The 13686-nt window shown below is 70.8% G+C and carries 9 protein-coding genes; 5 read left to right on the top strand and 4 right to left on the bottom strand.

Annotation, left to right across the window (positions count from 1 at the left end):
- Positions 1-213: 213 nt before the first annotated feature.
- The 5 genes from ACF07B_RS36495 (at position 214) to ACF07B_RS36475 (ending at position 4697) form a co-directional block, all read left to right on the top strand.
- Entirely contained in the window at positions 214-1119 is a 906-nt protein-coding gene (locus ACF07B_RS36495; RefSeq protein WP_392182066.1) for a universal stress protein, read from the top strand.
- 22 nt (positions 1120-1141) lie between these two features.
- On the top strand, positions 1142-2014 hold the full coding sequence (locus ACF07B_RS36490) for a universal stress protein (RefSeq protein ID WP_369481984.1): 873 nt from the start codon (positions 1142-1144) through the stop codon (positions 2012-2014).
- A gap of 249 nt (positions 2015-2263) precedes the next feature.
- Entirely contained in the window at positions 2264-3277 is a 1014-nt protein-coding gene (gene gap, locus ACF07B_RS36485) for a type I glyceraldehyde-3-phosphate dehydrogenase (protein ID WP_392182065.1), read from the top strand.
- Positions 3278-3478: 201 nt separating this feature from the next.
- Positions 3479-4153 (top strand): pyridoxamine 5'-phosphate oxidase family protein, encoded by a 675-nt coding sequence (locus ACF07B_RS36480; protein ID WP_392182064.1) that lies wholly within the window; start codon positions 3479-3481, stop codon positions 4151-4153.
- A gap of 103 nt (positions 4154-4256) precedes the next feature.
- Positions 4257-4697, top strand: coding sequence for a pyridoxamine 5'-phosphate oxidase family protein (locus ACF07B_RS36475; RefSeq protein ID WP_392182063.1), 441 nt, complete (start codon positions 4257-4259; stop codon positions 4695-4697).
- 19 nt (positions 4698-4716) lie between these two features.
- Here ACF07B_RS36475 and ACF07B_RS36470 read toward each other — a convergent pair whose 3' ends face one another.
- The 4 genes from ACF07B_RS36470 to ppdK form a co-directional block, all read right to left on the bottom strand.
- On the bottom strand, positions 4717-6360 hold the full coding sequence (locus ACF07B_RS36470) for an oleate hydratase (protein WP_392182062.1): 1644 nt from the start codon (positions 6358-6360) through the stop codon (positions 4717-4719).
- Between the two features lie 128 nt (positions 6361-6488).
- Positions 6489-7703: a globin domain-containing protein gene (locus ACF07B_RS36465; protein ID WP_392182061.1), complete on the bottom strand. Its 1215-nt coding sequence runs from the start codon at positions 7701-7703 to the stop codon at positions 6489-6491.
- A gap of 52 nt (positions 7704-7755) precedes the next feature.
- Positions 7756-10443: a bifunctional acetaldehyde-CoA/alcohol dehydrogenase gene (gene adhE / locus ACF07B_RS36460; RefSeq protein ID WP_392182060.1), complete on the bottom strand. Its 2688-nt coding sequence runs from the start codon at positions 10441-10443 to the stop codon at positions 7756-7758.
- Positions 10444-10676: 233 nt separating this feature from the next.
- Positions 10677-13361: a pyruvate, phosphate dikinase gene (gene ppdK / locus ACF07B_RS36455; RefSeq protein WP_392182059.1), complete on the bottom strand. Its 2685-nt coding sequence runs from the start codon at positions 13359-13361 to the stop codon at positions 10677-10679.
- Positions 13362-13686: the final 325 nt, after the last annotated feature.

Below are 13686 nucleotides of genomic sequence, written 5' to 3'. Positions count from 1 at the left end.
GGGCGCGGGCAGGCTCTGGGCCAAGCTGCCCTTCGTCCGCGACCACAGCTGGCTGCGCTGAGCACCGACGGCGCGGTGGGCCCGTCATCCGGCCCACCGCACCGAGCCGCGCAGGGAGCCGGACGGCCCGAGGCAGGGACCAGTGGCCCCTGCACGAGGAACCGCTCGAAGACAACTCTGGAACCCGAACCCTCGCCCCAGGAGGTGGAGATCATGCTCCGCACCATCACCGTAGGTCTCGACGGCTCGCAGGAGAGCCGTGCCGCCGCAGAATGGGCGGCTCGCGAGGCGGAGTTGCGTGGCCTGCCGCTGAAGATCGTGCACGTGTGGGAGCCGGTGCCGGAGCCCATGGCCCAGGCACCGCTCCTGGGCGCCGAGACCCAGCAGCACTGGACCGAGCGGATTCCCCGGGAGGCGGCCGAGGGGATCCGGCTGCGCCACCCCGGCGTCGAGGTGTGCACGGAGCAGCTCTCCGGCCACCCGGGTGACGCACTGGCCAAGGCGGCGAAGGAGGCCGAACTGCTCGTCCTGGGCTCGCGCGGCCTCGGCGGGATCGGCGGGTTCATGGTCGGCTCGGTCGGCCTGTCCGCCGTCGCGCACACGGACAGCCCGGTCGTCCTGGTCCGCGCGCTGGAGACAGCCGCCGACGAGCACGAGCCGGACCCGGCGGGTGTTCCGTCGGCCGCGACGCCGTTCCGGCCCGTGGTCCTCGGACTCGACGTCGAGCACCCCGACGAGACGCTGATCGCGTTCGCCTTCGCCGCCGCCGAGCTCCGTGCGACGTCCCTGCGGGTCGTCCACGGCTGGACCCCGCCGCCCTACTACGCGTACGGCACGCCCGCCAACCCGGCGCTGCACGAGGCACTTGCCCTGAGCGCGTCCCAGGCCGTGACCGAGGTGCTGCTCCCCTGGCGGAAGAAGTTCCCGGACGTGGAGGTCGTCGAGGTGTCCCGTTACGGCAGCGCGGCCGTCCTCGTCGTGGACGCCTCGCGCGAGGCCTCGCTCGTCGTCGTGGGCCGGCGCGTCCGGCGCAGCCCCCTCGGCGCCCACATCGGGCACGTCACCCACTCCGTCCTGCACCACTCCACGGCACCTGTCGCCGTAGTCCCGCACAGCTGACCCACCCTGAGGAGAAGAGACCATGACCCTCCCGATCGTCGTCGGCGTGGACGGCTCCGAACCCAGCCTGCGAGCCGTCGACTGGGCGGCCGACGAGGCCGCCCTGCGCGGGGCGCCGCTCCGGCTGGTGTACGCCTCCTTGTGGGAGCGCTACGAGGGCGCCACTCCCGGACAGGACCTCGGCCGGCCGTCCGAGGAGGTCACGGCCTGGGACATCGTGCGGACCGCCGCACAGCGAGCCCGGCTGCGCCAGGGCGGGTTGGAGATCTCCACCGACGTGCTGCCGGAGGAGCCCGAGTACGCGCTGGTCCGCGAGGGACGCGAGGCCGTCGCGCTGGTGCTCGGCACGCGCGGTCGCGGCGGCTTCGTCGAGATGCTGCTCGGTTCGGTCAGCCTGACTGTCGCCGCCCGAGCGGACTGCCCGGTGATCGTGCTGCGCGGCAGCCACGACAACCAGGTCCGCACCGGCGCGCGCGGCAGGGTCGTCGTGGGCGTCGGCGAGAAGGCGGCGGACTCCGCCGCACTGCGCTTCGCCGTACAGGAGGCGAAGCTGCGCCACGCGACCCTGGACGCCGTGCGGGCCTGGCGGTGTCCGGCGCACGAGACCACCGACCACCCCCTGCTCGCCGGTGAACCGGCGCGTCTGCACGAGCAGCATGCCATCGAGGTCCTGGACACGGCGCTGGAGCACGCACCCGCGGATGTGGACCTGAACCGGCGCACGGTCGAGGGCCCCGCCCGCAGGGTCCTGCTGGACGCCTCGTACGAGGCCGATCTGCTGGTGGTCGGTGCGCGGCGCAACCCGGGACACCTGGGGCTCCAGCTGGGGCGCGTCGCCCACACGGCGCTGCACCACGCCGCCTGCGCCGTCGCGGTCGTCCCCGAGCCGGCGTGAGAGAGACGGGCGGCTGCTCAGCGGCTCGATCCACGAGGGTGGCCGCCCTCGGCCGCTCGCTCTCCCCCGCGTACGGCACCGCGCTCGACAACCCACCCGGACCTGCTGGTCGCCCTGCGGCAGCAGACGGCCGACGCGCGTACCCGACACCAGGCCTGGATCCGCGCGCACTGAGGCGACCTGCCCGAGGTCGCCGACCGGACCCGGAACAACTGACCCGCCTCTCACTCCCGGAAGGACGTCACCGTCATGACCGTACGCGTCGGTATCAACGGCTTCGGCCGCATCGGTCGCACCTACCTCCGCGCCGCGCTCGACCGTGCCGAGGAAGGCACCCAGGACGTCGAGGTGGTCGCCGTCAACGACATCACCTCACCCGCCACCCTGGCCCACCTGCTGGAGTACGACTCGACGTTCGGACACATCGGGCGCGATGTCCGGCACGACGACAGCTCCATCACGGTCGACGGACGGCGCATCGCCGTCACCGCCGAACGGGACCCGGCCGCCCTGCATTGGTCCGACTACGGCGCCGGCGTCGTGATCGAGTCCACCGGGCGTTTCCGTGACCGGGACTCCGCGGCCCTGCATCTGAAGGGCGGGGCCCACACCGTGCTGCTGTCGGCCCCGGGCAAGGGCGTGGACGCCACCATCGTGATGGGCGTCAACGACCGTGCCTACGACCGGAACCGCGACCGGATCGTCTCCGCCGCCTCCTGCACCACCAACTGTGTCGCCCCGATGGTGAAGGTGCTCGACGACGCCTTCGGCGTCGAGCGTGGTGTGATGACCACCATCCATGGCTACACCAACGACCAGTCGCTGCTGGACGGCCCGCACAAGGACCTGCGCCGGGCCCGCTCCGCGGCCCTCAGCATCATTCCCACCAGCACCGGTGCCGCCCGTGCCGTGGGACTGGTGGTGCCGGAGCTGGCGGGCGCACTGGACGGGATCGCGGTCCGTGTGCCCGTGGAGGACGGCTCGCTCACCGACCTCGCCGTGGTCCTCGCCCGGGAGGCGACCGTGGACGAGATCAACGCCGCGTTCGAGGCTGCCGCGGATGGCCCGTTGAACGGCATCCTGCGTGTCACGAAGGCCCCGATCGTCTCCCGCGACGTGATCGGTGACCCCTCGTCCTGCGTCTTCGATCCCGCCCTGACCCAGGCCAACGGAACGCTGGCCAAGATCTTCGGCTGGTACGACAACGAATGGGGCTACACCAACCGCCTCCTGGACCTGACGGCTCTTGTGGCGGACGACTGACCGGCTGAAAAGGGCACTTCAGCCCAGGGGGCGCGAGACCCCCTGGAGCCCTGCTCAGGATGTGCCCCCTCTTCATCACTGGACTCACCGCGAGGGCCGTTCGGCGAGCGACAGGGCCGTATGGCCCAAGCGGACCAGGTCATTACTGGGCAATATCGATATATCGGGCCATATCGACCTGGCGAGAGGACGTGACGAGCCGTGACCGACCGGACACAGGTGAACGGGACGACGGGTCTGCCCTCGGGTGATCTGGGCCGCCGACTCGCCGCACGCCGCGCCCTGCTCGGACTGACGACGGAGGAGACGGCCGCCCGAGCGGGCATGGCCCCCAGCTACGTGAAGCACCTGGAACAACACCCCGGCGCCGCGCCCGGCCGAGGCGCACTGCTCACGCTGGCGGCGGCACTGCGGACGACGGTCTCGGAGCTCACCGGCGGCGATGCCGATGTGCCCTCCGGTCGTGAACAGGCCGGGCGCGATCCCGAATTCACCGAGCTGAGCAGGGCCGAGTGCGCTGAGCTGCTGTCGACGCACGGTGTGGGAAGGGTCGCGGTGTCCACGGCGTCCGGGCCGGTGATCGTTCCTGTCAACTACAGCGTCGTGGATGACGCGATCGTCTTCAGAACCGCCCGCGGCGCCACACCGTCGCTGGCGTCCGGCTGCCTGGTCGCGTTCGAGGTCGATCGCGTCGACGACACCTTCAGCCAGGGCTGGAGCGTGCTGGCGCGCGGGTACGCGCGCGAGGTGACGGACAGCGATGAAGAGCGTCGGCTCGCGCAGCGGGCGTACAGCGCGCCGTGGTCCGGTGGCAGGCGCGACACGTGGGTGCGCATCGAACCGCATGCCCTCACAGGACGCCGCATCGTGGCCTGAACGGGTTTCTCCCGGGAACCCAGGGTCCCTGGCCGAGGGGGTCCTCACCGCTTGAGGACGGGCCGGCTCGGTACCGCTTTGTCAGTGAGAGACGAGAAGGCAGATGTACGCCGACGACGGATTTCGCGAACTCGACCGGCAGGACTGCCTGGCCATGCTGGCCGCGGTGCCTGTGGGGCGGGTCGTGTACACACGGCTGGCGTTGCCGGCCGTCCTGCCGGTCAGCTTCTGCCTTGACCATGACGGCGCGGTACTGGTGTGCACCCCGGCCTCTTCGGACCTGGTGACGGCGATCGACGGAGCCGTGGTGGCCTTCGAGGCCGATGAGCTCGATGCCGTCCTCCACTCCGGATGGAGTGTCGTGATCGTGGGGTCCGCCCACCTCGTGACCGACCCGGGCGAGCACGCACGGCTGCTGAGGACCGGGCCGCGTTCCTGGGCGCCGGCACCGCAGGAGGTCTACCTGCGCATCACCTCGGCGCTCGTCACCGGACGCCGACTTGTCGGGGGACGCCCCCTGTACGACATGCAGACCCCTTCCTGAATCCCCGTCACCGCGTCTTTCAGGGCCTCATCGTTCCTCCTGTTCCGGGCCGAACGGCCCTCGAACCGTCCTGCCGGCGGTGCATGGTCTCCAGAGCCGCCGCCAGTACGTGGGGGTCGTGATGGCCCTTGTAGACCTGCGGCGGATGCCTGTCCAGCTTCAGAAGCCGCGCGACCGCCGTCCAAGCGGTGCGTACGGAGTACTCGACGGTGAAGACGACATCGTCGGGCACCTCGGCGAACTGCCCGATGAAGGCGAGGTTGACCGACCCCTTCGGGACCACTCGGGGCCGGTCGTCACGGCGGCGGGCCAGGAACTGGCTGGTGATGTACGGCATCACACAGGGCACGACGGTGGAGGTCTCCCGGACCCGGGCCGCCGTCCGCTCGTCGAACGGAAGGTGGTGCAGGACCTCTTCGAGGATCTCGCGGCCCGTGCACATGGTCATCGGCTTGGGCGTCTGGTTGCCCGCGCGGCCGGGGAACAGGCCGTAGCCCCACAAGACCCCCACGTCCTCCGGCTGGTCGCGGTAGACGGGCTGGCGGTTGGCGACGATGGTGAGCAGCCAGTTGGACCCGGTGAAGGTCATCAGTCCCCCCTTGCCGGTCGGCCGGCCGCTGAACTCCTCGAGTGCCTTCAGGAACGCGGGGTCTTTGGTGGTGACCGTGAACGACTCCCAGCGGGACTGCTTGACGTTCTTGTCGAAGGCGTCGGGGTTGCCGAAGTCGTCGCGGCCGCGGGCCAGCCGGTGCCACAGCAGCCAGGCGTCCGAGCGGTGCGGAGCCGGCGGAGGCGCGGAGGTGTGGGAGCCGAGACTGGAGGCGTCGGTCATGGATCCGTTGGTGACGAGGACCAGGTCCTCGGGCGCGACGGTGACCTTTTCGTCGTGGCCGCGTCGGTTCAGGTGGATGGTCTCGACCGTGCCGCTCCTGATGCCCGGGGTGAAGCCGAGGTCGGTGACGTGACAGCCGGTGTGCGCCGTGACACCGCGCTCCCGGAGCCAGGCGGTCAGGGGCCGGACGATGGAGTCGTACTGGTTGTAGCGGGTCCGGTGGATGCCCGACATGGAGGCGAACTCGGAGAACAGGTGGACGAAACGCCTCAGATAGCGGCGGAACTCGATCGCGCTGTGCCAGGGCTGGAAGGCGAACGTGGTGCACCACATGAACCAGAAGGCGCTGGTGAAGAAGTGCTCGCCGAAGCAGTCGGTGATCCGCTTGCCGTCCAGGTGTGCTTCGGGGGTGGCCAGGCAGCGGACCAGCTCCAGCCGGTCACGTTCGGAGAATCCCATGGAGGTCGTGTCGACGATCTTGCCGTCCCCGTCGACGAGCCGGGCGATGTCGTCCCAGGCGAAGTCCTCGTGTCCGGCCAGGATCTCCTCGGTCACCGAGACGCCGGGGTCGTCGAGGCTGGGGATGCCGGACAGCAGGTCGTAGGTGCAGCGGAACTCGGCTTCGAACATGCGCCCGCCGCGCATGGTGTAGCCGGCCTCCGGAGTGCCGCCCGCGTCGAGGCTGCCGCCGAGCGACCGTTGTTCCTCGAAGAGGTGAATGTCGCGGCCTTCGAAGCCGCCGTCGCGGATCAGGAACGTCGCCGCGGCCAGGGCCGCGATCCCGCCGCCCACCAGATATGCCTTCGCCATCACACAACTCCTCGTTCTCACTGGTCGATCGGGGTACCGCGCCTCCACGGTTTCCTGCCGCCAGGTCTTGTGTCTGTGGGCCGTTGGTCACCTCGCCGGTCCGGACGGCCCTCGGGTCCTTCCGCCGGGCGCCGGAAGAGGTGATGGGTTCAGTCCGTGGTGCCGGGCAGCCACACGTCGGGTCCGAAGACCTCGTAGCGGATGCGTCGCGCGGGAACCCCGGCGCCGAGCAGCTGTCCGCGTACGTCTCGCATGAAGGGCAGTGGACCGCACAGGAACACCGTGGCGTTGTGGGGGAGTTCGGTGTCGCTCAGGTCCATCAGGCCGGTGCGGGCGTCCGGTTCCTCCGGTCCGGGGCGCTCGTACCAGAAGACGGCCCGGGCGCCGTGCAGTTGACCGACGAGATCGTGTGTCTCTGCACGCAGGGGGTGGTCGGCGGGGGAGCGGTCGGCGTGCAGGACCAGTACCGGGCGGATCGAGCGGAGGGCGGCCAGACGGGCCAGGATGCCGGTCATGGGGGTGCAGCCGATGCCGGCCGAGACGAGCACGACGGGGGTGGTGGTATCCACCGGGTCGTCGAGGAAGACATCGCCGAACGGTGCGGACAGCAGCAGTTCGTCCCCCTCATGGACGCGGTCGTGCAGCAGGGTGGAGACCTCGCCGTCCTGCCCGTCGGCGTCATCCGTCACCCGCTTCACCGTGATGCGCCTCAGCTTTCCCCCCGGGTCCGAGGACAGGCTGTACTGGCGCAGTTGGTGCACGCCGTCGGCCATGCGCACGCGAACGCTCACGTACTGGCCCGCGTGGGCCCGCGGCACGCGTCCGCCATCGGCCGGGCGGAGCAGGAAGGACACGACGTCGGGGGTCTCGGCGCGGCGTTCGACGACCGTCCAGGGCCGCCAGATCCCGCCGGGCTGTACGTTCGCGTCCTGGTAGAGGAGGGCCTCCCGGGCGATCAGGGCTCCGGCCATCAGCCAGTAGACCTCGTCCCAGGCGGCCGCCACCTCCGGGGTGACCGCGTCGCCGAGGACCTCCGCCATCGCGCCGAACAGGTACTTGTGCACGATCGTGTACTGGTCGTCGGTGACGCCGACAGCGGCGTGCTTGTGGGCGATCCGGGACAGCAGCGCGTCCGGCCGCGAGTCGGGGTTCTCCAGCAGCGCGCCGGCGAATCCGGCGATCGATCCGGCCAGGGCCCGGCGTTGGACGCCGCCGGCCTGGTTGCCCCGGTTGAACATGCCGTCGAGGAGTTCCGGCCGGTCGTGGAACATCGTGGCGTAGAAACGGGCGGTGATCTCGTCGAGTGCTCCGGCCACGGCGGGCAGGGTGGCCCGTACGAGGGCGGCGGATTCCGCGGACAGCATGGATCCTCCTGAGAGAGCGGCGGGCGAAGAGGGCGGGCTCGGTCCGTTCGTCTCAGTGCGTCGTGGCGATGCCGTCCTTCTTCGTGCCATGGCCGTAGTAGGCCGCACGCATCAGCTCCGCCATGTCGTCGAGCATCGGCATCCGGGGGTTGGCGGGCGCGCACTGGTCCTCGTAGGCGTTGAGGGCCTGCTGGGGCAGGGCGTCGAGGAAGGCGTGCTCGTCGACGCCGAGGGACTGGAAGGTCGGTTCGATGCCCACCGCGTCGCGGAGCCGCTCCACCGCCGAGGCGAGCGCTTCGACACCCTCGGCCGGGGTGACGGCGGGCAGACCGAGGGCGCGGGCGATGTCCTGGAAGCGTTCGGGGGCGCGGTAGCTCTCGTACTTGGGCCAGCCGGTGAGCTTCGTGGGAATGCTCCCGTTGTAGCGGATGACGTGCGGCAGCAGTACGGCGTTGGTGCGGCCGTGCGCGACGTGGAAGGTGGCGCCGAGCGTGTGGGACATCGCGTGGACGATGCCGAGGAAGGCGTTGCCGAACGCCATGCCGGCGATGGTTCCGGCGTTGTGCATCTTCTCCTGGGCCTCCGGCCGGGCCGCGCGGTCGTTCACCGCGGCCTCGATGTTGTCGAAGATCATCCGGATCGCGTGCAGGGCGAGGCCGTCGGTGAAGTCGTTGGCGTAGACGGAGACATAGGACTCGATGGCGTGGGTGAGGGCGTCGAAACCGCTGTCGGCGGCCAGCGCCCGGGGCAGCGCGGTGGTGAGGAGCGGGTCGATGACGGCCACGCTGGGGGTGAGCGCGTAGTCGGCCAGCGGGTACTTCTTGCCGGTGGCGGGGTCGGAGATGACGGCGAACGGGGTCACTTCGGCGCCGGTGCCGGAGGTGGTGGGGACGCACACCAGGCGGGCGAGCTTGCCGAGGACGGGGAAGCGGAAGGCGCGCTTGCGGATGTCGGAGAACTTGTGCCGCATGTCGGCGAAGTCGACGTCCTTGCCCTCGGCCTGCTGCTCGTACAGCAGCCACATCACCTTGGCCGCGTCCATGGGGGAGCCGCCGCCTAGGGCGATGATGGTGTCCGGGCGGAAGTCGCCCATGAGGCGGGCGCCGCGCCGGACGGAGTCGATGCTCGGCTCGGGTTCGACGTTGTCGATGATCTGGATGGTGACCGGCTCGCGGCGTCGCCGCAGCACGCGCTCGACCCGGTCGACGAGGCCGAGGCGGGTCATGGTCGCGTCGGTGACGACGGTGACGCGGTGGACGTCCGGCATGGAGGCGAGGTAGCGGATGGCCCCCGGCTCGAAGTAGATCTTCGGCGGGACCTTGAACCACTGAAGGTTGTTGCGGCGCGCCGAGACGCGCTTGATGTTCAGCAACTGGGCGGCGGAGACGTTGTTGGACACCGACGTACTGCCCCAGGAACCGCAGCCCAGCGTCAGCGACGGCAGCAGGCTGTTGTAGATGCCGCCGATGGCACCTTGCGAGGACGGGGCGTTGACGATGATCCGTACGGTCTTCATGCGGCGGCCGTACGCCTCGGCGAGGCCGGGGTCGCCGGTGTGGATGACGGCGCTGTGACCCTGGCCGTGGAACGCGACCATGTCGGCGGCCAGGTCGAATCCCTGCTGCTCGGAGTCGGCGCGCAGGACGGCGAGGACGGGGCAGAGCTTCTCGCGGGTGAGGGGCTCGCCGGGGCCGACCCGGGCCGCCTCGACCAGGATGAGGGAGGTGTCGGCGGGCACGGTGAAGCCCGCTTGCCCGGCGATCCACGCCGGACTCTGCCCGACGGCGGCGGAGTTCACCTTGGGCTCGCAGCCGGCGCCCGCGGCACCGACGGGGAACAGGAAGGTCTCCAGCTTCGCCTTCTCCTCGGCGGTGGCCAAGTGGGCGTGCAGGAAGCGGAATTCGGCGAGGACCGCGTCGTAGATCTCCTCGTCCAGGATGACGGCCTGTTCGGAGGCGCAGATCATGCCGTTGTCGAACGACTTGGACAGCACCAGGTCGTTGACGGCCCGCCGCAGATCCGCGCTCCGGTGGACGTAGGCGGGGACATTGCCGGCGCCCACGCCGAGAGCGGGCTTGCCGGCCGAGTAGGCGGCCTTGACCATGGCGTTGCCGCCGGTGGCGAGGATCAGCGACACACCCGGGTGCCGCATCAGCGTGCCGGTCGCCTCCACGGACGGGGTCTCGATCCACTGCACACAGCCCTCCGGCGCGCCCGCGGCGACCGCCGCGTCGCGCACGACGCGAGCCGCCTCGGCGCTGCAGCGCTGGGCGGAGGGATGGAACGCGAACACGATCGGGTTGCGCGTCTTCAGCGCCATCAGCGCCTTGAAGACGGTCGTGGAGGTCGGGTTGGTGACAGGGGTGATCGCACACACGACGCCGACCGGCTCGGCCACCTCGGTCATGTCGTCGATGTCGTCGCGGGCGATGACGCCGACGGTCTTCATCGGGCCCATGCTGTGCGTGACGTACTCGCAGGCGAACATGTTCTTGGCCGCCTTGTCCTCGAAGACGCCACGCCCGGTCTCCTCCACCGCCAGCCGCGCGAGCCTCGTGTGCTGGTCCAGCGCGGCGACCGAGGCCTTCTTCACGATGTGGTCGACCTGTTCCTGATCAAGCGCCTCGTAGTCGGAGAGGGCCTTGAGCCCGTTCGTCACCAGGCGGTCAACCGCGATGGCGATGTCGGACGGCGCGACGGCGGGGCCGGTGGTCGCGATGCGGTCGTGGTGGCGGGTCATGGGGGCGAGCCTCCGTCGTCGAAAGGGCGCGGCACCGCACGGTCGGCGGTGCGGGGAGGGAGCGGCACCGCGGGGATGATGGCCGGTACCGCTCACACCGGCAGCGTCTCTCGTCAGCGGTGTTCCGCCCCAGGCCCCGATGGTCCCTTCGCGGGGCCGACCGGCCCCGAAAGGACGCGGACACCCGGCCCGTTGACGATCCATCACACCGACGTCTTCAGGGCGCTCACCGGTCACCTGCTGTCGCTTGCTCCCGGCTCGGGGAGCGCGGCCCGTCCGGCCTCCAGCCGTGCGACCGGTACGCGGAACGGCGAACAGGAGACGTAGTCCAGGCCGGTCGCGTGGAAGAAGTGCACGGAGTCGGGGTCCCCGCCGTGCTCGCCGCACACGCCGATCTTCAGGTCGGGTCGCGCGGCGCGGCCCTCGTCGACGGCGATCCGGACCAGCCGGCCCACACCGTCGCGGTCGAGGGTCTCGAAGGGCGAGGTGGCGAAGATGCCCTTGTCGAGATAGGCGGAGAAGAAGGCCGCCTCGACGTCGTCGCGGGAGAAGCCCCAGGTGGTCTGGGTGAGATCGTTGGTGCCGAAGGAGAAGAACTCGGCTTCCTCGGCGATCCGGCCGGCGGTGAGTGCGGCCCGGGGCAGTTCGATCATGGTGCCGACCGGGCAGTGCACGGGGATGCCCGACTCCTCGGAGACCTCGGCCAGGACGCGTTCCACCTCGGCCCGCTCGATGCGCAGTTCCTCGACCGCGCCGACCAGCGGGACCATGATCTCCGCCTGAGGGGAGCCCCCGGCCCTGGTCCGTTCCACGACCGCCTCGGCGATGGCCCGCACCTGCATGGCGACCAGTCCCGGGACGACCAGACCCAGACGGACACCACGCAGCCCGAGCATCGGGTTCTCCTCGTGCATGCGGTTGACCGCGTCGAGGAGTTCGGTGTCGTGCCGGGCGGGCGCGGTGCCCTGGGCCTCGGCGGTGGCGATGCGCACGGCGAGGTCGGTGCGGTCGGGCAGGAACTCGTGCAGGGGCGGGTCGATGAGCCGGATGGTGACCGGCAGGCCGTCCATCGCCTTCAGGATGCCGATGAAGTCCTGCCGCTGGAGCGGCAGCAACGCGCCCAGTGCCTTCTCGCGCGCGCTCTCGTCGCCCGCCAGGATCATCGCCTCGACCAGCTTGCGGCGTTCGCCGAGGAACATGTGCTCGGTGCGGCACAGCCCGACGCCCTGTGCGCCGAACCGGCGGGCGCGCGCGGCGTCCTCCGGGGTGTCGGCGTTCGCCCGCACCTCCAGCCGCCGGAGGCCGTCGGCCCGTTCCATGGCGCGGGCCACGGCCTCGACCCGGCCGTCGGACCGCTCGCCCGTCTCGAAGTAGCGCATCACGACGGAGTCGACGAGAGGAGCGGCACCCAGGTACACGGCGCCCTCGGAGCCGTCGACGGACACGACCGTGCCCTCCTCGACGACGGTGTCGCCCACGGTGAAGCGACGTCCCGCGGAGTCGACGGTGAGTTCCTCGGCACCGCACACGCACACCGTGCCCATGCCACGGGCGACCACGGCCGCGTGGCTGGTCTTGCCGCCGCGGCTGGTCAGCACAGCCTGAGCGGCGATCATGCCCGGCAGGTCGTCGGGGGTGGTCTCCTGACGCACGAGGACGACCTTCTCGCCCGAGGCGGCCCGGCGGACCGCTTCGGCCGAGTCGAACACCGCCGCGCCCACCGCCGCACCCGGTGAGGCGGGCAGTCCGTGCGCGAGCGCCTCGCCGACGGCCGAGATGTCGAACCGGGGGAACATCAGCCGGGCCAGACCGTCCCCGTCGACGCGGGCCAGGCCCTCGTCAGGGGTGATCAGCTTCTCGTCGACCAGTTCGGCCGCGATGGCGAACGCGGCCTCGGCGGTGCGCTTGCCCACCCGGGTCTGCAACATCCACAGCCGGCCCCGCTCGATGGTGAACTCGATGTCGCACAGATCCCGGTAATGCGTTTCCAGAGTTTCCATGTGACCGCGCAGTTGCCCGTACGAGACCGGGTCCAGTTCCTCGAGAGCGGTCAGCGGTACGGTGTTGCGGATGCCGGCGACGACATCCTCGCCCTGCGCGTTCGCCAGGTAGTCGCCGTACAGTCCCGGCCGTCCCGTGGCCGGGTCGCGGGTGAAGGCGACGCCGCTGCCGGAGTCGGAACCGAGATTGCCGAAGACCATGGTCTGCACATTGACCGCGGTGCCCAGATCGTCGGGGATGTGCTCGCGGCGGCGGTACAGCCGGGCGCGCTCGCCCGTCCATGACGCGAAGACGGCGGGCACCGCGCGGCGCAACTGTTCGGCCGGGGACTGCGGGAAGTCCTCGCCGGTCTCCCCGCAGATCAGGTCCTTGTACGTCCTGACCAGCCCGGCCAGGTCCGCGGCGTTCAGCCCCAGGTCGTTCGCCGCCCCGCGCGAGCGCTTGAGGCCGGTCATGGCGTTCTCGAACAGAGAGCTGTCGACGCCCATGACGGTGCTGCCGAACATCTGCACCAGGCGGCGGTAGGAGTCCCAGGCGAAGCGTTCGTTCCCGGAGACCTTCGCCAAGCCGATCACGGAGGCGTCGTTGAGGCCGACGTCGAGGATCGTCTCCATCATGCCGGGCATGGAGAAGCGCCCCCCGGAGCGGACGGACAGCAGCAGCGGGTCGTCCGGCCGGCCCAGCTGTCGTCCCGCGGTCTGTTCCAGGGTGGCGAGGTGTTCGGAGATCTCGTCGGCCAGGGTGTCCGGCGCGGTGCCGGCCGCGAGGAAGGCTCGGCAAGCCTCGGTGGTCACGGTGAAGCCCGGCGGGACCGGCAGCCTCAGCCGGGTCATCTCGGCCAGGTTCGCGCCCTTGCCACCGAGCAGATCGGCGAGCTCACGGCTGCCCTCCGCGAAGTCGTACACGTAACGGACCATGACGCCGGTCTCCTTCGATGGGCGCGGGACTGGGTACATCTCCAGGGTCCGACCGTGCGGAGCGGAGCGGCAGGTGCTGTCGGTCCCCTCCCCTGGGCCGATCGGCCCAGGGGAGGCCCGGAAGCGAGCCCGAAGCCGTCCGTCGTGAGCTGGTGTGGCGCGTGGGGCATGAACCGGGCCGGCCGCGCCGTCCCGGCGAGACGTGCCATCTCCCTCTTCCGGACCTGCGACGCCCTTCGCACAAAAGGGCCGGACGGCCCCCGGAGGGGCCCGGGCAGCCTCTGTCCCCGTATGGGCCGCGGCGTGACGCTGGTACCGGACGGCA

Origin of the sequence: Streptomyces sp. NPDC015532 (assembly GCF_043078065.1) — a bacterium.
GTDB lineage: Bacteria > Actinomycetota > Actinomycetes > Streptomycetales > Streptomycetaceae > Streptomyces.
Note: the sequence above shows the minus strand (reverse complement) of the source record. Positions and strands in the feature narration are given on the sequence as shown.